Source organism: Halomonas aestuarii (assembly GCF_001886615.1).
Lineage (GTDB): Bacteria > Pseudomonadota > Gammaproteobacteria > Pseudomonadales > Halomonadaceae > Halomonas > Halomonas aestuarii.
This window is the reverse complement of sequence record NZ_CP018139.1, coordinates 2,217,919-2,235,043: the sequence shown is the minus strand read 5'-3', so window position 1 is coordinate 2,235,043 and position 17,125 is coordinate 2,217,919. Positions and strand designations below refer to the sequence as shown.

At 68.1% G+C, this 17,125-nt stretch carries 13 protein-coding genes and 3 tRNA genes; 3 read left to right on the top strand and 13 right to left on the bottom strand.

Features of this window, described 5'->3' with window-relative positions:
* Window positions 1-16: 16 nt before the first annotated feature.
* Genes BOX17_RS10385 through BOX17_RS10375 form a run of 3 tightly spaced genes read right to left on the bottom strand, consistent with a single transcriptional unit; the run spans window position 17 to window position 3,470 of the window.
* On the bottom strand, window positions 17-1,342 hold the full coding sequence (locus tag BOX17_RS10385) for a sodium ion-translocating decarboxylase subunit beta (RefSeq protein ID WP_071944299.1): 1,326 nt from the start codon (window positions 1,340-1,342) through the stop codon (window positions 17-19).
* Window positions 1,343-1,353: 11 nt separating this feature from the next.
* The gene (oadA, locus tag BOX17_RS10380) at window positions 1,354-3,168 is read right to left on the bottom strand and encodes a sodium-extruding oxaloacetate decarboxylase subunit alpha (protein WP_071944297.1); all 1,815 of its coding nucleotides are present in this window, start codon (window positions 3,166-3,168) and stop codon (window positions 1,354-1,356) included.
* A gap of 50 nt (window positions 3,169-3,218) precedes the next feature.
* The gene (locus BOX17_RS10375; protein ID WP_071944295.1) at window positions 3,219-3,470 is read right to left on the bottom strand and encodes an OadG family protein; all 252 of its coding nucleotides are present in this window, start codon (window positions 3,468-3,470) and stop codon (window positions 3,219-3,221) included.
* Window positions 3,471-3,641: 171 nt separating this feature from the next.
* Here BOX17_RS10375 and BOX17_RS10370 point away from each other — a divergent pair, with 171 nt between their 5' ends.
* Entirely contained in the window at window positions 3,642-4,622 is a 981-nt protein-coding gene (locus BOX17_RS10370) for a tRNA dihydrouridine synthase (RefSeq protein ID WP_071944293.1), read from the top strand.
* A gap of 234 nt (window positions 4,623-4,856) precedes the next feature.
* Here BOX17_RS10370 and BOX17_RS10365 read toward each other — a convergent pair.
* The 10 genes from BOX17_RS10365 to BOX17_RS10320 all read right to left on the bottom strand — a co-directional run bounded on the left by BOX17_RS10365 (window position 4,857) and on the right by BOX17_RS10320 (window position 13,208).
* Window positions 4,857-4,933: transfer RNA gene (locus tag BOX17_RS10365), tRNA-Arg, on the bottom strand.
* A gap of 72 nt (window positions 4,934-5,005) precedes the next feature.
* Window positions 5,006-5,082 (bottom strand) — tRNA-Arg (locus BOX17_RS10360).
* A 21-nt stretch (window positions 5,083-5,103) separates the two neighbouring features.
* A tRNA-Ser gene (locus BOX17_RS10355) sits at window positions 5,104-5,196 on the bottom strand.
* 112 nt (window positions 5,197-5,308) lie between these two features.
* Window positions 5,309-5,503: a carbon storage regulator CsrA gene (gene csrA, locus BOX17_RS10350; RefSeq protein ID WP_071944291.1), complete on the bottom strand. Its 195-nt coding sequence runs from the start codon at window positions 5,501-5,503 to the stop codon at window positions 5,309-5,311.
* Between the two features lie 200 nt (window positions 5,504-5,703).
* Window positions 5,704-6,954, bottom strand: coding sequence for an aspartate kinase (locus BOX17_RS10345; RefSeq protein WP_071944289.1), 1,251 nt, complete (start codon window positions 6,952-6,954; stop codon window positions 5,704-5,706).
* Window positions 6,955-7,059: 105 nt separating this feature from the next.
* Window positions 7,060-9,669, bottom strand: a complete 2,610-nt coding sequence (alaS, locus tag BOX17_RS10340; RefSeq protein ID WP_071944287.1) for an alanine--tRNA ligase — start codon at window positions 9,667-9,669, stop codon at window positions 7,060-7,062.
* A 178-nt stretch (window positions 9,670-9,847) separates the two neighbouring features.
* On the bottom strand, window positions 9,848-10,330 hold the full coding sequence (locus BOX17_RS10335; protein WP_071944285.1) for a regulatory protein RecX: 483 nt from the start codon (window positions 10,328-10,330) through the stop codon (window positions 9,848-9,850).
* Between the two features lie 3 nt (window positions 10,331-10,333).
* The gene (recA, locus tag BOX17_RS10330) at window positions 10,334-11,401 is read right to left on the bottom strand and encodes a recombinase RecA (protein ID WP_071944283.1); all 1,068 of its coding nucleotides are present in this window, start codon (window positions 11,399-11,401) and stop codon (window positions 10,334-10,336) included.
* Window positions 11,402-11,532: 131 nt separating this feature from the next.
* Window positions 11,533-12,045 (bottom strand): CinA family protein, encoded by a 513-nt coding sequence (locus BOX17_RS10325; RefSeq protein WP_071944281.1) that lies wholly within the window; start codon window positions 12,043-12,045, stop codon window positions 11,533-11,535.
* A 305-nt stretch (window positions 12,046-12,350) separates the two neighbouring features.
* The gene (locus BOX17_RS10320) at window positions 12,351-13,208 is read right to left on the bottom strand and encodes a PhzF family phenazine biosynthesis protein (RefSeq protein WP_071944279.1); all 858 of its coding nucleotides are present in this window, start codon (window positions 13,206-13,208) and stop codon (window positions 12,351-12,353) included.
* Between the two features lie 104 nt (window positions 13,209-13,312).
* On the opposite strand from BOX17_RS10320, the gene BOX17_RS10315 reads away from it, so the two are divergent.
* The gene (locus BOX17_RS10315) at window positions 13,313-14,266 is read left to right on the top strand and encodes a LysR substrate-binding domain-containing protein (RefSeq protein WP_071944276.1); all 954 of its coding nucleotides are present in this window, start codon (window positions 13,313-13,315) and stop codon (window positions 14,264-14,266) included.
* A gap of 233 nt (window positions 14,267-14,499) precedes the next feature.
* The gene (gene mutS / locus BOX17_RS10310; protein WP_071944274.1) at window positions 14,500-17,088 is read left to right on the top strand and encodes a DNA mismatch repair protein MutS; all 2,589 of its coding nucleotides are present in this window, start codon (window positions 14,500-14,502) and stop codon (window positions 17,086-17,088) included.
* Window positions 17,089-17,125 lie beyond the last annotated feature (37 nt).

Genomic DNA, 17,125 nt, shown 5'->3' with positions numbered 1-17,125 from the left:
TTGCCGGATCCCGTCCTCAGCCGAGGTACTTGATCATCACCCCGGCGGCCACCGCCGAGCCGATCACCCCGGCCACGTTGGGCCCCATGGCATGCATCAGCAGGAAGTTGTGGGGATTGGCCTCGAGCCCCACCTTGTTGGAGACTCGCGCCGCCATGGGCACCGCCGAGACCCCCGCGGACCCGATCAGCGGGTTGATCGGCATCTTGCTGACGGCGTTCATCAGCTTGGCCATCAGGATGCCGCAGGCCGTGCCGATGGCGAAGGCCACCATGCCCAGCGCCAGGATGCCCAGGGTCTCCACCGCCAGGAAGCGGTCGGCCATCAGCTTGGACCCCACCGACAGCCCCAGGAAGATCGTCACGGTGTTGATCAGGGCGTTCTGGGTGGTGTCGGAGAGGCGCTCCACCACGCCGCACTCGCGCAGCAGGTTGCCGAAGCAGAACATCCCCAGCAGCGGCGCCGCGTCGGGCAGGAACAGCACCACCAGGAGCAGCAGCGCCAGCGGGAAGACGATCTTCTCCAGCTTGGAGACCGGGCGCAGCTGGGTCATGGTGATCTCGCGCTCCCGCTTGCTGGTCAGCGCCTTCATGATCGGCGGCTGGATCAGCGGCACCAGCGCCATGTAGGAGTAGGAGGCCACGGCGATGGCCCCCAGCAGCTCCGGCGCCAGGATGCTCGAGACGTAGATCGAGGTGGGCCCGTCGGCGCCGCCGATGATGCCGATGGCGGCGGCCTGGTTGAGCGAGAAGTCCATCCAGCCCATCGCCGTCATGCCCACCGCCCCGAGCAGGGTGGCGAAGATGCCGAACTGCGCGGCCGCCCCCAGGAACAGGGTGCGCGGGTTGGCCAGCAGCGGGCCGAAGTCGGTCATCGCGCCCACGCCCATGAAGATCACCAGCGGGGCGATGCCCGAGGCGATGGCCACGCTGTAGAACTGGTAGAGCATGCCGTGGGAGTAGCCGCCGTCCATGGCCACGTCGTTGGCCGCGCGCACCAGGGCCGGCGAGATGTCGCCATGGAGCACCTCGCCCAGGCTGTGCCGCCAGGCCTCGAGGCCGGCGGCCGGGTCCAGGCTGAGCTGCAGGGCCGAGGCGATCTGCTCGAGCACGGCGGGCCGCGCCAGGTGGACCGCCTGCTCGGCGGCCGACAGCGCCAGCCCCGCCTCGGGGATGTTGGCGAGGATGCCGCCGAAGCCGATCGGCACCAGCAGCAGCGGCTCGAACTTCTTGTGGATGGCCAGGTAGAGCAGCAGCAGCCCCACCAGCACCATCACGGCCTGGCCGAGGCTCAGGTTATAGAGCCCCGAGCCGGTCCAGAGGGTCAATAACTTGTCCGTCATGGAAACCGTCCTCAGAGCTCGATCAGCACGTCGCCGACGGCGACGCTGTCGCCCTCGCTGACCTTGACGGCGGACACGGTGCCGGCGCTGCTGGCCCGCACCTCGGTCTCCATCTTCATGGCCTCGAGGATGATCACCACGTCCCCGTCCTCGACCGCGTCACCGGGACGGACGTTGACCTTGAAGATGTTGCCGGCCAGCGGCGCGGTGATGGCCTCTCCGGTGGGGGCCGCCGGCGCAGCCGCGGCCGACTGGCTGCCGGCCTGCTCGGTCACCTGGCCGATCTCGCCGCCTTCGGCGACCTCGACCACGTACTGCTTGCCGTTGACGGTGACGGTGTAGGTCTCGGGCCCCGCCGGCGTCCGGGACTCGGTCACGCCCTTACCCGGAGCGGCCGCCGCGGGGGTCGCCTGCTGGTCGGGGGCCTGGGGCGCCGGCTCGAAGGCGTCGGGATTGTCGCGGTTCTGGAGGAACTTGAGGCCGATCTGCGGGAAGAGCGCATAGGTGAGGACATCGTCGATCTCTCGCTCCCCCTCGGCCAGGCGGATGCCCTTGGCCTTGGCCTTCTCCTTGAGCTCGGCGGTCATCTTGTCCATCTCGGGCTCGAGCCGGTCGGCCGGGCGGCAGGTGATCGGCTCGCCCCCGTCCAGCACGCGTGCCTGCAGCTCCTGGTTGAACGGGGCAGGTGCGGCGCCATACTCGCCCTTGAGGATCGCCTGGACCTCCTTGGAGATGGACTTGTACCGCTCCCCCATCATCACGTTCATCACCGCCTGGGTGCCGACGATCTGCGAGGTCGGCGTGACCAGCGGGATGAAGCCCAGGTCCTCGCGGACCCGCGGAATCTCGGCGAGCACGTCGTCGAGCCTGTCGGCGGCCCCCTGCTCCTTGAGCTGGCCTTCCATGTTGGTGAGCATGCCGCCGGGCACCTGGGCGACCAGGATCCTGGAGTCGATCCCCCTGAGCGAGCCCTCGAAGGCGGCGTACTTCTTGCGCACCTCGCGGAAGTAGGCGGCGATCTCCTCGAGCAGCGCCAGGTCCAGGCCGGTATCGCGCTCGGTGCCCTGGAGGATGGCGACCATGGACTCGGTCGGGCTGTGGCCGTAGGTCATCGACATGGAGGAGATCGCCGTGTCGACGTTGTCGATGCCCGCCTCGGCGGCCTTGAGGGCCGTGGCGGTGGAGAGACCGGTCGTCGCGTGGCACTGCATGTGGATCGGGATATCCACCGCCTTCTTGAGCTTGGAGACCAGTTCGTAGGCATCATAGGGCTTGAGCAGACCGGCCATGTCCTTGATCGCCAGGGAGTCGGCCCCCATGGCGGCGATGGACTTGCCGAGCTCGACCCAGCCGTCCAGGGTATGCACCGGGCTCACCGTGTAGGAGAGCGTGCCCTGGGCATGGCCTTCCACGTTGCGGACGGCCTGGATGGCCCGCTCGAGGTTGCGCGGGTCGTTCATGGCATCGAAGACACGGAAGACATCCACCCCGTTGGTCTTCGCCCGCTCGACGAACCTGTCCACGAGGTCGTCGCCGTAGTGGCGGTAGCCGAGCAGGTTCTGGCCGCGCAGCAGCATCTGCTGGGGGGTGTTGGGCATCGCCTCCTTCAACGCCCGTATCCGCTCCCACGGATCCTCGCCGAGGTAGCGGATACAGGCGTCAAAGGTGGCGCCGCCCCAGGATTCCAGCGACCAGAAGCCGACGCGATCGAGCTTCTCGGCGATCGGCAGCATGTCGTCCAGGCGCATGCGGGTGGCAAACAGCGACTGATGGGCATCGCGAAGGACGACATCGGTGATACCGAGCGGGCGTGTCGTGTCGTTCATGATGGTGACCTTGTCGTTATGAATGAAAGGGGAAACGAGGCACGATCGCCTCAGCGTCGATGGCGGCGACGGTAGCGATGCACCGCAGCACTGATGACCACGGTGAGGTCATCGTCCTGGCGAGAGGCCGGGGCACGGGAGCCGACGGCGGGAATCGGGGCAGCCGGCTCGGGAAAGAAGCGTCCGATGGTCTTGGACATCAGCGTGGTGACGCCCACCAATACGGTAAGAAAAACAAAGACGAACCCCATGCCGAGGCCCATCAGGGCGAGGCCCTCATGAATCAGCTGCGTGTCCTGCATGCGAATTCTCCTGATTATTGCGCCAACTCGGGCCCGATTTGGCAAGAAAACCCGACTTGCGCATTTTTTAGGATCATATAACCTGCCAGATCCCCGACAGATTGCAATGGTGTCATGGTGGAAGTCAGCGTTGTTAATTTACTACATAGTGGGCGAATCGGACTAGCGCCCATGGAAGGGGTCATCGATTCGGTGACCCGCGACCTGCTGACTCGCTCCCCCGGCTTCGACTGGGTGGTGACGGAATTCGTGCGCGTCGTCGATGCCCGGCTGCCACCCCGCGTCTTCCACAAGCACTGCCCGGAGCTTCAGGCCGAGGGGGCACCCGTCACACCTAGCGGCGTCCCCGTGGCACTGCAGCTGCTGGGATCCGACCCCGAGGCGCTCGCGGCCAACGCGCGACAGGCCCTGCGGCTCGGCGCCACCGGCCTGGATCTCAATTTCGGCTGTCCGGCCAAGATGGTCAATCGCCATGATGGCGGCGCCTCGCTGCTGCGCGACCCGCGCCGCGTGCATGCCGCGGTGGCGGCGGTGCATGCGGCCGTGGGCGACGAGATCCCGGTGACCGCCAAGATTCGCCTCGGTTTTGCCGACCGCCGCCTGGCGTTGGCCTGCGCCCTGGCCACCGAGGACGCCGGCGCCAGGCGGCTGGTCGTCCATGGCCGCACGCGCGACGAGGGCTATCGCCCTCCCGCCCACTGGGAGTGGATCGGCCGGATCCGCCAGCGCCTGTCCATCCCGGTGGTGGCCAATGGCGACATCTGGACCCTGGAGGACTACTGGAAGGCTCGCACCCTCTCCGGCTGCCGCGACGTGATGCTGGGTCGCGGCGCCCTGGCCGACCCCCGGCTGGCCGCCCGCATCCGCCACTGGCAGGCCACCGGCGAGCGACTGCCCGAGACGCCATGGGGTGTCAGGGCGGCCATCCTCGCCGACTTTGCTGCATTGCAGCGTAGCACACTTCCCGACCGCGTCGTCACGTCCCTGCTCAAGCAGTGGCTCAGCCACATGCGCCAACGCGACGACGAGGCCGCCCGACGCTTCCAGGCGCTCAAGCGCATCACCGACCTGGACACCCTGCTCGAGGGCCTGGCCACCACGCCGGCCGAGCCCGCGGCCGGCATGACCGCCTCACCCGCCCTGACCGTCTAGTCCCGCCGCCTGACCTTTCGCCCCTGACCCGAGCGTGCGACCAGGCCTCGACGCCGGCCGACGCGCACGGCATAGCCATGGGCCAGACGAAAAAAAGGGGCGCTCGTCGCAAAGCGACGGCGCCCCAAACGATCGCGGAACCGGCCCCCTCCCTGGGCATGACCGGCCCTGCTAGCGAGAAATCATCGATACAAAACAGAAGACCCGCCCTCACGAGGAGGACGGGTCGGAATCTGGCGCGCCCGGGAGGATTCGAACCTCCGACCACCTGATTCGTAGTCAGGTACTCTATCCAGCTGAGCTACGGGCGCGTGAGGCAACGAGCGGGCTCATTGCGGAGATGGGCGCGGCAACATGATAGCCGTTCACATCCGGAGTGAAGATGGCGCGCCCGGGAGGATTCGAACCTCCGACCACCTGATTCGTAGTCAGGTACTCTATCCAGCTGAGCTACGGGCGCTTGATCTTCGCGTATCGACAATGGCGGAGAGGGAGGGATTCGAACCCTCGAAGAGGCTATAAACCCCTTACTCCCTTAGCAGGGGAGCGCCTTCAGCCACTCGGCCACCTCTCCCTCATCGACACGGTGCGTATCCTACCGTTTTAGAAGGCCATTGTCCAGCGACCCCGGCGATTTTTCGACGCGGGTCCACGGCAACGCCTGACATTGCCCGGGCCTGCTCCCTCTATACGTCGCTCTCGAGGTCGGGCTCGGACTTCTCCCGCTGGATACGCTGGTAGATCTCCTCCCGATGCACGGCGACATCCTTGGGAGCGTTGACGCCGATGCGAACCTGGTTGCCCTTGACACCAAGGACCGTGACGGTGACATCGTCACCGATCATCAGGGTTTCGCCGACGCGGCGGGTCAGGATGAGCATGACTGATCTCCTTCTCAGACTTCTGGCTACGGGATGCTCGCCGGCAGGGACGACGTTGTCGCATTGTGCGCCAACTCGTCGCCCCTGACCAATGCTGCCAACTCATGACACTTTAATGCCACGTTGAAAGATAGCCCTGTGGCACGCGTGTCGGCGACCTTCCCTAGAAGCGTAGAAGCTGTCGACGACTCGAGGGAGTCTTATTCCTGCTCGATATCGCGCTTGTCGAGGCCGAAGGCCTTGTGCAGCGCCTTGACCGCGAGCTCCATGTGCTTCTCGTCGATCACCACGGAGATCTTGATCTCGGAGGTGGAGACCATTCGGATGTTGATGTTCTCCTCGGCCAGCACGCGGAAGAACTTCGAGGCCACGCCGGCATGGGAGCGCATGCCCACGCCCACCAGCGAAACCTTGGCGATGTTGTCGTCACCGCGCAGCTCGCCGCCGCCCAGGTCGGGCAGCACCTGATCCTGGAGGATCTTCATGGTCTGCTTGAAGTCGCCCTTGGCCACGGTGAAGGTGAAATCGGTGTAGTCACCGGCCGGCGCCACGTTCTGGACGATCATGTCGACCTCGATGTTGGCATCGGCGATCGGCCCCAGGATGCGCGAGGCCACGCCCGGGACGTCGGGGGTGTTGAGCAGGGTCAGCTTGGCTTCGTTGGCGGTGAAGGCGATGCCGGAAATCAGCGGTTCTTCCATGGAATCCTCGTCTTGGTCGGAGTCAGCAACGATCAGGGTGCCGGGGCCATCCTCGAAGCTGGACAGCACGCGCAGCGCGACATTGTACTTGCCGGCGAATTCGACGGCGCGGATCTGCAGGACCTTGGAGCCCAGGCTCGCCAGTTCCAGCATCTCCTCGACGGTGATGGTATCGAGACGCTGGGCCCTGGAGCAGACGCGCGGATCGGTGGTGTAGACGCCGTCGACGTCGGTGTAGATCTGGCACTCGTCGGCCTTGAGCGCCGCGGCCAGGGCCACGCCGGTGGTGTCGGACCCGCCGCGACCGAGGGTGGTGATGTTGCCCTCCTCGTCGACGCCCTGGAAGCCGGCGACCACGACCACCTGGCCGTCGTCCAGGTCGGCCTGCAGTTCGTCGGTCTCGATGCGCTGGATGCGCGCCTTGGTGTGGGCACTGTCGGTCTGGATGCCCACCTGGGAGCCGGTATAGGAGGTCGCCGGCACGCCCAGCTTGTGAAGGGCCATGGCCAGCAGCGAGATGGTCACCTGCTCGCCGGTGGACACCAGCATGTCCATCTCGCGCGGGGTCGGCTCGTCGTTGATCTCGTTGGCCATGCCGATCAGGCGGTTGGTCTCGCCGCTCATGGCGGAGACCACGACCACGACCTGGTGGCCGTTGTCGCGAAAGCCCTTGACCTTCTCGGCCACGGCCTTGATGCGCTCCACGGAGCCCACCGAGGTGCCGCCGAATTTCTGTACGTATAGTGCCATATGCCGATTTCCCTCATATGTCGAGTGCGGGTAGCGCTCGGATAAGTGAAAGGTGGGTGAACATGACCAGGGCCGGGGCAACGCCGCCTCCGGCCCTGCCGTTCCTTACTGGAGCCGCTCCTCGACCCAGCCGGGCACGCTGGACAGTGCGCCCGGCAGCGCCGAGACGTCGCTGCCGCCGGCCTGGGCCATGTCTGCCCGGCCGCCGCCCTTGCCGCCGACCTGGGCCGCCACGTGATTGACCAGTTCCCCGGCCTTGACCCGGCTGGTGAGGTCATCGGTCACGCCGGCGATGAGGCTGACCTTGCCGGCCTCGGCATCGGCCACGCCCAGCACCACGATGCCGGACCCCAGCTTGTTCTTGAGCTGGTCGAGCATGCCGCGAAGCTCCTTGCCGGCCACGCCCTCGAGGCGCTTCGCCAGGACCTTGACGCCCTGGACCTCGTGGGCCTCGTTGACCATGTCGTTGCCGGCGGCGCTGGCGAGCTTGGCCTTGAGCCGCTCAAGCTCCTTCTCCAGGGTGCGGTTGCGCTCGAGGAGCGACTCGACCCGCTCCTCCGCCTGCTCCGGCTTGGCCTTGAGACGCTCGCCGATGCGGTTCAGGCGAGATTCCTGCTCGCGGAACCAGGCCAGTGCCCCCTCGCCGGTGATCGCCTCGATGCGGCGCACGCCACTGGCGATCCCCGCCTCGCTGACGATGTGGAAGCAGCCGATATCGCCGCTGCGCGCCACGTGGGTACCCCCGCAGAGCTCGATGGAGAAGTCATCGGCGCCGATCGTCAGCACCCGCACGCTGTCTGCATACTTGGCCTCGAACAGGGCCGCCGCCCCCTTCGCCTTCGCCTCGTCCAGGGTCGTCTGCTCGATGAGGGTCGGGGCGTTCGCCAGGATCTGCTCGTTGACCAGGCGCTCCACCTCGGCCAGCTGCTCGGCCGTCATCGGCTCGAAGTGGCTGAAGTCGAAGCGCAGCCGCTCGGGCGTGACCAGCGAGCCCTTCTGCTGCACATGGTCGCCGAGCACCAGGCGCAGCGCCTTGTGCATCAGATGGGTCGCCGAGTGGTTGCGCACGGTGGCGGCCCGCAGGCTGGCGTCCACCCGCGGGTGCACCTCGACCCCCACGGCCAGCTCCCCCTCGAGCAGCACACCGTGGTGGAGGTGATGGCCGGCCTGCTTCTGGGTGTCGGTGACCAGGAAGCGCCCACCCTCGAGCTCCAGGTAGCCGGTATCGCCCACCTGGCCGCCGGACTCGCCGTAGAAGGGGGTGCGATCGAGCACCACGACGCCCCGCTGCTCCGGCGCCAGCCGCGCCAGGGCATTGCCTTCGCGATCGACGAGGGCGGTGACCGTGGCGCGGTCCTCCAGGTGGTCATACCCGGTGAAGGTGGTCTCGCCCTCGAGGTCGAGGCCCGCCGTGTAGTCGGCGCCGAACTGGCTGGCCGCCCGCGCGCGCTCGCGCTGCGCCTCCAGCTCGCGCTCGAAGCCCGCCTGGTCGAGGCTGACGTCGCGCTCGCGGCAGACGTCGGCGGTCAGGTCATAGGGGAAGCCGTAGGTGTCATAGAGCTTGAAGACCGTCTCGCCGGGCAGGGTATCGCCCTCGAGGCCGGCGAGTGCCTCCTCGAGCAGGCCCATGCCGTGCTCCAGGGTGCGGGCGAACTGCTCCTCTTCCTTGAGCAGCACGCGCTCGATCTGGTGGCGCGCCTGGCGCAGCTCGGGAAAGGCCTCGCCCATCTCGGCGTCCAGCGCCCCCACCAGCTTGTGGAAGAAGTTGCCGCGGGCCCCCAGCTTGTGGCCATGACGGATGGCGCGGCGGATGATCCGGCGCAGAACGTAGCCGCGCCCCTCGTTGGAGGGCATCACGCCGTCGGCCACCAGGAAGGCGCAGGAGCGGATATGGTCGGCGATCACCCGCAGCGAGGGCGTGGTGGTGTCGGCATGACCGGTGGCGCGCGCCGCGGCCTCCAGCAGGTTCTGGAAAAGGTCGATCTCGTAGTTGGAGTGCACGCCCTGCATCACCGCGGCGATGCGCTCCAGGCCCATCCCGGTATCGATGGAGGGCTTGGGCAGCGGATTGAGGGTGCCGGACGCGTCGCGATCGAACTGCATGAACACCAGGTTCCAGATCTCGATATAGCGGTCGCCGTCCTCCTCGGGGCTGCCGGGAGGGCCACCCCACACCTCGGGCCCGTGATCGAAGAAGATCTCGGAGCTCGGCCCGCAGGGCCCGGTGTCCCCCATCTGCCAGAAGTTGTCCTCGTCGAGCTTCGAGAAGCGCTCGGGGTCGATGCCCATCTCGTCCTTCCAGATGCGCTCGGCCTCGTCGTCGCTGATGTGCACCGTGACCCAGAGCTTTTCCCTGGGCAGCCCCAGCACCTCGGTCAGGAAGGTCCAGGCGAAGCGGATGGCATCGCGCTTGAAGTAGTCCCCGAAGCTGAAGTTGCCCAGCATCTCGAAGAAGGTGTGGTGGCGCGCGGTGTAGCCGACGTTGTCCAGGTCGTTGTGCTTGCCGCCGGCGCGCACGCAGCGCTGGGACGAAGTGGCTCGCACGTAGGGGCGCGGGTCGCGGCCCAGGAAGACGTCCTTGAACGGCACCATGCCGGCATTGGTGAACAGCAGGGTCGGGTCGTTGCCCGGCACCAGGGAGCTGGAGGGCACGACGGTGTGGCCGTGCTCCTCGAAGTAACTCAGGAAAGCCTGTCTGATGTCTGCGCTTTTCATGGGGTATCCGTGGCGATGAGCATGGTGACCCGGTGGGCAGGCAGTGGGTCGGCAAGCGGCGTGTCGACGCCGGAATCGGCTCGCCACTGCGCCACAGGAGTGCCACCCGGGGCATTCGCAAAGGGAGCCATTATAGCGCAGTTGTCAATCGACTGAAGGGGACAGGGCCCGAGCCACGTCAGGCGTCGCTGGTCCAGGCCGTCTCCAGGGCATGGCGCACCTGGTCGAAGTCGAAGCCGCGGCCTGCCAGGAAGCGTTCGCGGCGGGCGCGTTCGCGAGGGGTGTCACCCGGGCCGGAAAAGCGGCGCGCCAGGGCGTCACGGGCCAGCGCGAACCAGTCGCCCTCGCCGCGCTGCGCGGCCTCGTCGAAGGCGTGGCGGATCAGTTCCCGGTCGAGGCCGCGACGCTCCAGGTCGAGGCGGATCTTCAACGGCCCCTGGCCGCGCAGGATCCGCGAGCGCAGGAAGCTCTCGGCAAAGCGGGTGTCGGACTGCAGCCCCTGCTCGGCCAGGGCATCGATGCAGTCCGTGATGGCCTCGTCCTCGTGCCCCTTCGCCACCAGCCGTTCGACCAGCTCGTGGCGCGAGTACTCGCGACGAGCCAGCAGGCGGATGGCATCGTCCCGGGGCGACGACTCGCCGCCAGAGGGCTGCCCCAGCATGGCTTATGACTGGTCGTCGTCACGGTCGACCTCGGCGGTGACCGCCTCGTCGACGGCCTCCTCCTTCTTCGACTCCACCGGGGCGAGCAGCTGGGCGCGGATCTGGCTCTCGATCTCCTCCATCACCGCCGGGTTGTCCTCGAGGAACTGGGCCGCATTGGCCTTGCCCTGGCCGATCTTGTTGCCCTGGTAGCTGTACCAGGCGCCGGCCTTGTCGACCAGCTTGCACTGCACGCCCAGATCGACCACCTCGCCGGCATGGTAGATGCCCTTGCCGTAGAGGATCTGGAACTCGGCCTGGCGGAACGGCGGCGCCACCTTGTTCTTGACCACCTTGACCCGGGTCTCGTTGCCGGTCACCTCGTCGCCCTGCTTGACCGAGCCGGTGCGGCGAATGTCCAGACGCACGCTGGAGTAGAACTTCAGCGCGTTGCCGCCGGTGGTGGTCTCGGGGCTGCCGAACATCACGCCGATCTTCATGCGGATCTGGTTGATGAACACCACCATGCAGTTGGCGTTCTTGATGTTGCCGGTGATCTTGCGCAGGGCCTGGGACATCAGGCGCGCCTGAAGGCCGACGTGGGAGTCGCCCATCTCGCCCTCGATCTCGGCCCGCGGCGTCAGGGCCGCCACCGAGTCGATGATGATCACGTCGACGCCGCCGGAACGCACCAGCATGTCGCAGATCTCGAGGGCCTGCTCGCCGGTGTCCGGCTGGGAGACCAGCAGGTCATCGAGGTTGACGCCGAGCTTCTCGGCGTAGCTCGGGTCGAGGGCATGCTCGGCGTCGATGAAGGCGCAGGTCTTGCCCTGCTTCTGGGCCTGAGCGATCACCGACAGGGTCAGGGTGGTCTTGCCCGAGGATTCGGGGCCGAAGATCTCGACCACCCGCCCCAGCGGCAGCCCCCCGATGCCGAGTGCGATGTCCAGGCCCAGCGAGCCGGTGGAGACCGACGGCATCACCACGCGGGGGGTATCGCCCAGGCGCATCACGGTGCCCTTGCCGAACTGGCGCTCGATCTGGGAGAGGGCGGCATTCAGCGCCTTGTTGCGGTTTTCGTCCTGAGCCATGAAGGAACTCCTGAGAGGTAGCGAATGAAGATGACGATGGCCGGTAACCACTGTATGACTGCACAGTAGTATGGCGAAAAATTCACGCCGCGACCAGCACCGCCGACACGATGCCGCAGGCCGGCCGGGGGTCAGGGATGCTCGAGCCGTCGCACCAGGCCGATCAACGCCTCGCGCACGGCCTGATCGCGCACCGCGGTGCGGTCGCCCGCATAGTGGTGGCACGCCGACTCGACCCCGTCGGCGCTGCCCCAGGCCAGCCAGACGGTGCCCACGGGCTTGTCATCGCTGCCACCGCCGGGCCCGGCGACCCCGCTGATGGCGACGCCGAGCCCTGCCCCGCTGTCGCGGCAGGCACCAGCCACCATTGCCTCGACGACCTCGCGACTCACCGCGCCGTGCTCGACCAGCAGTGCCTCGGGCACCCCGAGCAGTCGGGTCTTGGCGCCGTTGGCATAGGTCACGTAGCCGGTCTCGAACCACTCGGAGCTGCCGGCCACGGCGGTGATGGCGCTGGCCACGCCGCCGCCGGTGCAGGACTCCGCCGCGGTGACCGTGATGCCGCGCTCGCGACAGGCTCGCCCCAGCCGCTCGGCGAGGGCGAACAGGTCGAGGCTGGCCAGGTGGGTGGCACGGGTCGACATGGTGGAACTCCTGGGCGTTCGGGTCGGCCGAGCCGGATGCCGGCCGCGCGTGAGCGGTGACTTTTTCGTACAATAACGGCTTTGTCAGCGACATGCATGGCGTGCTCGATGTCAGTCTCTCGCCCCCGTCGGCATCATCGGGCAGGACGCCCAGGGAAGCCAACCTTACGGGTCGGCGCCCCGCACACGCAGATGCCGTACAGCATCTGAAGCGCAAGCGCGAGCCCCCGCAGGCCCCGCTCGTACAGAGCGTCCCCAGGAACATTCCCGAGCTACCACCTCACTGAAACCCGGAGCGCCCGGGGTCAGGCAGGAAGTGCCACAGGTTCCTGGAGCGCTACCGCCGTGCCTGACACCACGATGCCCCCCGAGGCCGGCACGTCGACCTCGAGCCGACTCGGCCGCCCCATGGCTTCGCCCTGGAGAATCGTCATCCTGGCAGGCACGGTGACCAGTCCCGCCTCGCGCAGATAGCCCCCCAATGCCGCCGCGGCGGCCCCGGTGGCCGGATCCTCTATCACGCCGCCCACCGGAAAGGGGTCGCGGACATGAAAGCGCGTCGCCGACTCCCGCCACACGAGTTGCAGCGTGGTGAGGTTCTCGCGTTGCATCAGGGCCTTGAGCGACGCGAAGTCGTAGGCCAGTGCATCGAGCCGCGCCTTCGATACCACGGCCAGAACCAGGTGCCAGGCCCCGGCATAGGCCACAGCCGGCGGCAGGTCCGGGTCCAGCTCAGCGCCCTGCCAGCCGAGGCTCGCCAGCGCCGCCTCGACCAGGGCGGGCGTAGCGGCACGATATTCGGGCGCCACCGAGACCAGCGAGGCTTGCCAGTCGCCGCCGACCTGTTCCACCGCGACCGGCACCTCGCCGACCGCCGTGGCCAACCGATAGGTGCCCGCCCCCTCGAGGAGGCCCAGCACCACACCGGCGGCCACGGTGGCATGGCCACAGAAGCTGACCTCGGCCTCGGGGCTGTAGTAACGCACGGTACGCACGTCGCCATGCAAGGGCGCGAGGAAGGCGGTCTCGGAATAGCCCACCTCGGCGGCGATGCGGCGCATGGTCGCCGCCTCGGGTAGGGTATCGCCCAGCCAGACGCCGGCCGGGTTGCCACCTTGGGGGTCACGGGAGAAAGCGGTTAAACGATAGAGGGTGCCGGTCATGGGAGAGCTCCTGATCAAGGGAGGGGGTATGCCTGGCATTGTGGGCTTAGCAGGTGTAAACACAACGTATCGATTCTCGCCCATAGACTTAGCTGGAGTAAGCCATGCTCCCTGCCACTCGCCTGCCCCTGGCCACCCTCCGCGCCTTCGAGGCGGCGGCGCGACTAAGCAGCTTCAGCGCGGCCGCCGATGAGTTGCATGTCACTGCCGCCGCCATCAGCCACCGCATCAAGGCGCTGGAGGCGAGCCTCGGCCTCCCCCTGTTCGAGCGGAAGGTGCGGGGGGTCGTCCTCACCGAGGCTGGAGCGCGCTACCGCGAGCGCATCGCCGAGGCGTTCACCCTTATCGAGCAGGCGACCCGCGAGCTGAGTCAGCCGAGTCTCGACGGTCCACTGCGGGTATCGGTACCCCGGGGCTTCCTGCAACACGCCTTGCTGCCCCGGGTGGGCGAACTGCTGCGTCGCCACCCGGGACTGGACCTGGCACTGGGGGGCGACAACCGACTCGCCAACCTTCGCGACGGCGAGGTCGACCTCGCCATCCGTTTCGGTAGCGGCGACTATCCCGGCCTGAGTGTCGCGCCTCTGCTGGACGATGCCATCACCGTACTGGCCCCCGCCCACGGCAATGCGACATCGAGCGACTGGCGGCAGGCCTGCTTCATCGAGGACGGCAGCGCGCTGCCTACCGAGCCCTGGAGCCACTGGGGTCCCTGGTGGCGCGAGGCCGGCCTGCATGCTCCGGAAGCGCTGCGACGACTCACGGTCTCGGATGGCGGACTCGCTCTCGCCGCCTGCCGCCAGGGCCTGGGACTGTGCCTCGCTCGCCTGTCGGTGGCCCAGGAGATGATTGGCCGCGGCGAGGTCGTCCCGTTACGCCCCTGGCGGCGCACGGAGTTCAGCCACTACCTGGTCTGCCTGCCGGAGGTGGCCGACGCCCCCAGGGTCGTCGCCTTTCGCGACTGGCTGGAAGAGACACTGCGCGACCTGCGACAGACCATGGACGCGGCCATCCGCCGGGAGGCCCGCGGTAATAGCGCGCCCGGCTCTCTCCCCTAGACAGGCGCCAGGCGCCGGCTACCATGGGCGCGACGATCTTGAGGCTGAGCGCGTCATGCTCGGCGAGCTGCAGGGGGCGAGGCGCTCGGGGTCATGACATCCCTCCTGACGTGGTGATCCACGCGGCGCCCCTGACGCCGGACGGCCCTTGAGCGTAGAATACTGCCCTTGATCCGCGGCATGCATGGCGTGCCCGACGCCAGCCATCCGCCACTCGCCAGAACAGGAAGCCCATGTCACAGGCCAGCGCCCAGCATACCCCCATGATGAGCCAGTACCTGAAGATCAAGCGCGAGCACCCCGACGTGCTGCTCTTCTATCGCATGGGCGACTTCTACGAGCTGTTCTTCGATGATGCACGACGGGCCGCCGCCCTGCTCGACATCACCCTCACCCAGCGCGGCCAGTCCGCCGGCCAGCCGATCCCCATGGCCGGGGTGCCCTACCACAGCGCCGAAGGGTACCTGGCCCGCCTGGTGGCCGCCGGCGAGTCGGTGGCGATCTGCGAGCAGATCGGCGACCCGGCCGCGGCCAAGGGTCCGGTGGAGCGTCGCGTGGTGCGCATCGTCACCCCCGGCACCCTGTACGACGAGGCCCTGCTGGATGCCCGTCGCGACAACCTGCTGGTGGCCGTGGCGCCGCTCAAGGAACAGTGGGGGCTGGCCTGGCTGGAACTCTCCAGCGGCCGCTTCAACCTCCTGGAGGTGGAAGGCGAGGGCGAGATGCTCGCCGAGCTGCAACGCCTGGACCCCGCCGAGCTGCTCATCGCCGAGAGCCTGTCGCTGCCGCCGGCCCTGGAGGGCCGCCGCGGCCTGCGACGCCAGAGCGACTGGCTATTCGACCTGGAGAGCGCGACGCGCACCCTGTGCGACCAGTTCCAGGTCCAGGACCTGCGCGGCTTCGGCTGCGCCCACCTCGAGGCCGCCATCACCGCCGCCGGGGTGCTGATCGACTATGCCCGCGATACCCAGCGCACCGCCCTACCCCACGTCACCGCCATCGGCGTGGAGAACCGCGACGACGCCGTGGTGATCGATGCGGCCAGCCGACGCAACCTGGAGATCGACGTGAACCTCGGCGGCAACGCCGACAACACCCTGGCCAGCGTGCTCGACACCACGGCCACGGCCATGGGGTCGCGGCTGCTCAAGCGTTGGCTCAACCGCCCGCTGCGCGACCGCGACCAGGTCGGCGCCCGCCAGGCGGCGGTGGCGCTGCTGCTCGACGATGAGGGCTTCGCGCCCCTGCGCGACTCGCTCAAGGCGATCGGCGACGTCGAGCGCATCCTGGCGCGGGTGGCCCTCTACAGTGCGCGGCCGCGCGACCTGGCCCGCCTGCGCGATGCCCTGATCGCCCTGCCCCACCTCCAGGCCGATCTCGAGGGCTACGGCGAGGGCACCACGCTGGACGAGCTCAGGCGTCATATCCACCCCTACCCGACGCTCGCCGACACCCTGACCCGCGCCCTGGTGGAGAACCCGCCGGTGGTGATCCGCGATGGCGGGGTGATCGCCGAGGGCTTCGATGCCGAGCTCGACGAGCACCGCGGGCTCGCGGAACATGCCGGCGACTACCTGGTGCAGTTGGAGACCCGGGAGCGCGAGCGCACCGGGCTGCCCGGCCTCAAGGTCGGCTACAACCGCGTCCACGGCTACTACATCGAGATCCCCCGCGCCCAGGCCCGGGATGCCCCCGTGGACTACGTGCGCCGCCAGACCCTGAAGAACGCCGAACGCTTCATCATCCCCGAGCTCAAGGAGTTCGAGGACAAGGCGCTCTCGGCCAAGTCCCGGGCGCTGGCCCGAGAGAAGCTGCTCTACGACAGCCTGCTCGACACCCTGAACGCCGAACTCGCCGCGCTGCAGGGCACCGGCCGGGCGCTGGCGGGACTGGACGTGCTGTGCGCCTTCGCCGAGCGCGCCCGGGCGCTGGAGTTCGTGCGCCCGGCCCTGCCCGAGTCGCCGGGCATCGACATTCGCGGCGGCCGCCACCCGGTCGTCGAGCAGGTCAGCGAGGCGCCCTTCGTGCCCAACGACCTGGTCATGGATGACGCGCGCAGGATGCTGGTCATCACCGGCCCCAACATGGGCGGCAAATCCACCTACATGCGCCAGGCGGCGCTGATCACCCTGCTGGCCCACACCGGCAGCTTCGTGCCGGCGGATGCGGCCGCCATCGGCCCGGTGGACCGCATCTTCACCCGCATCGGCTCCTCGGACGATCTTGCCGGCGGCCGCTCCACCTTCATGGTGGAGATGACCGAGACCGCCAGCATCCTGCACAACGCCACCGACCACAGCCTGGTGCTGATGGACGAGATCGGCCGCGGCACCAGCACCTTCGATGGCCTGTCGCTGGCCTGGGCCAGCGCCGAGCACCTGACCCGCTCGCGGGCCTTCACCCTCTTCGCCACGCACTACTTCGAGATGACAGCCCTGGCCGAGCAGGCCGAGGGCGTGGCCAACGTGCACCTGACCGCGGCGGAACACCGCGACGGGATCGTCTTCATGCACCGGGTGGAGGATGGCCCGGCCAGCCAGAGCTACGGCCTGCAGGTGGCCCAGCTCGCCGGCGTACCCCAGGCGGTGATCGCCCGCGCCCGCGAGAAGCTGGCCACGCTGGAACAGCAGGAGATCGACCAGGGCACTCGCCTGCCGGCGACCTCGACCGGCGATGAGGCACGGGCGAGCGCTCCCCGGCAGGCCGACCTCTTCGCCAGCACGCCCCATCCGCTGGTCGAGCAGCTCGGCGGCCTGGACCCCGACGAGCTGTCGCCCCGCCAGGCCCTCGAGCTGCTCTATCGCTGGAAGGAGGCGCTGTGAATGGCCGATAATGGCGCCCTGCCTCGCTTGCGGGCGC

What these genes read in the sequence shown, in the direction of transcription:
- BOX17_RS10385 (WP_071944299.1), bottom strand. Translation starts at nt 1,342, where the DNA reads ATGACGGACAAGTTATTGACCCTCTGGACCGGCTCGGGGCTCTATAAC.
- oadA (WP_071944297.1), bottom strand. Translation starts at nt 3,168, where the DNA reads ATGAACGACACGACACGCCCGCTCGGTATCACCGATGTCGTCCTTCGC.
- BOX17_RS10375 (WP_071944295.1), bottom strand. Translation starts at nt 3,470, where the DNA reads ATGCAGGACACGCAGCTGATTCATGAGGGCCTCGCCCTGATGGGCCTC.
- BOX17_RS10370 (WP_071944293.1), top strand. Translation starts at nt 3,642, where the DNA reads ATGGAAGGGGTCATCGATTCGGTGACCCGCGACCTGCTGACTCGCTCC.
- csrA (WP_071944291.1), bottom strand. Translation starts at nt 5,503, where the DNA reads ATGCTCATCCTGACCCGCCGCGTCGGCGAAACCCTGATGATCGGTGAC.
- BOX17_RS10345 (WP_071944289.1), bottom strand. Translation starts at nt 6,954, where the DNA reads ATGGCACTATACGTACAGAAATTCGGCGGCACCTCGGTGGGCTCCGTG.
- alaS (WP_071944287.1), bottom strand. Translation starts at nt 9,669, where the DNA reads ATGAAAAGCGCAGACATCAGACAGGCTTTCCTGAGTTACTTCGAGGAG.
- BOX17_RS10335 (WP_071944285.1), bottom strand. Translation starts at nt 10,330, where the DNA reads ATGCTGGGGCAGCCCTCTGGCGGCGAGTCGTCGCCCCGGGACGATGCC.
- recA (WP_071944283.1), bottom strand. Translation starts at nt 11,401, where the DNA reads ATGGCTCAGGACGAAAACCGCAACAAGGCGCTGAATGCCGCCCTCTCC.
- BOX17_RS10325 (WP_071944281.1), bottom strand. Translation starts at nt 12,045, where the DNA reads ATGTCGACCCGTGCCACCCACCTGGCCAGCCTCGACCTGTTCGCCCTC.
- BOX17_RS10320 (WP_071944279.1), bottom strand. Translation starts at nt 13,208, where the DNA reads ATGACCGGCACCCTCTATCGTTTAACCGCTTTCTCCCGTGACCCCCAA.
- BOX17_RS10315 (WP_071944276.1), top strand. Translation starts at nt 13,313, where the DNA reads ATGCTCCCTGCCACTCGCCTGCCCCTGGCCACCCTCCGCGCCTTCGAG.
- mutS (WP_071944274.1), top strand. Translation starts at nt 14,500, where the DNA reads ATGTCACAGGCCAGCGCCCAGCATACCCCCATGATGAGCCAGTACCTG.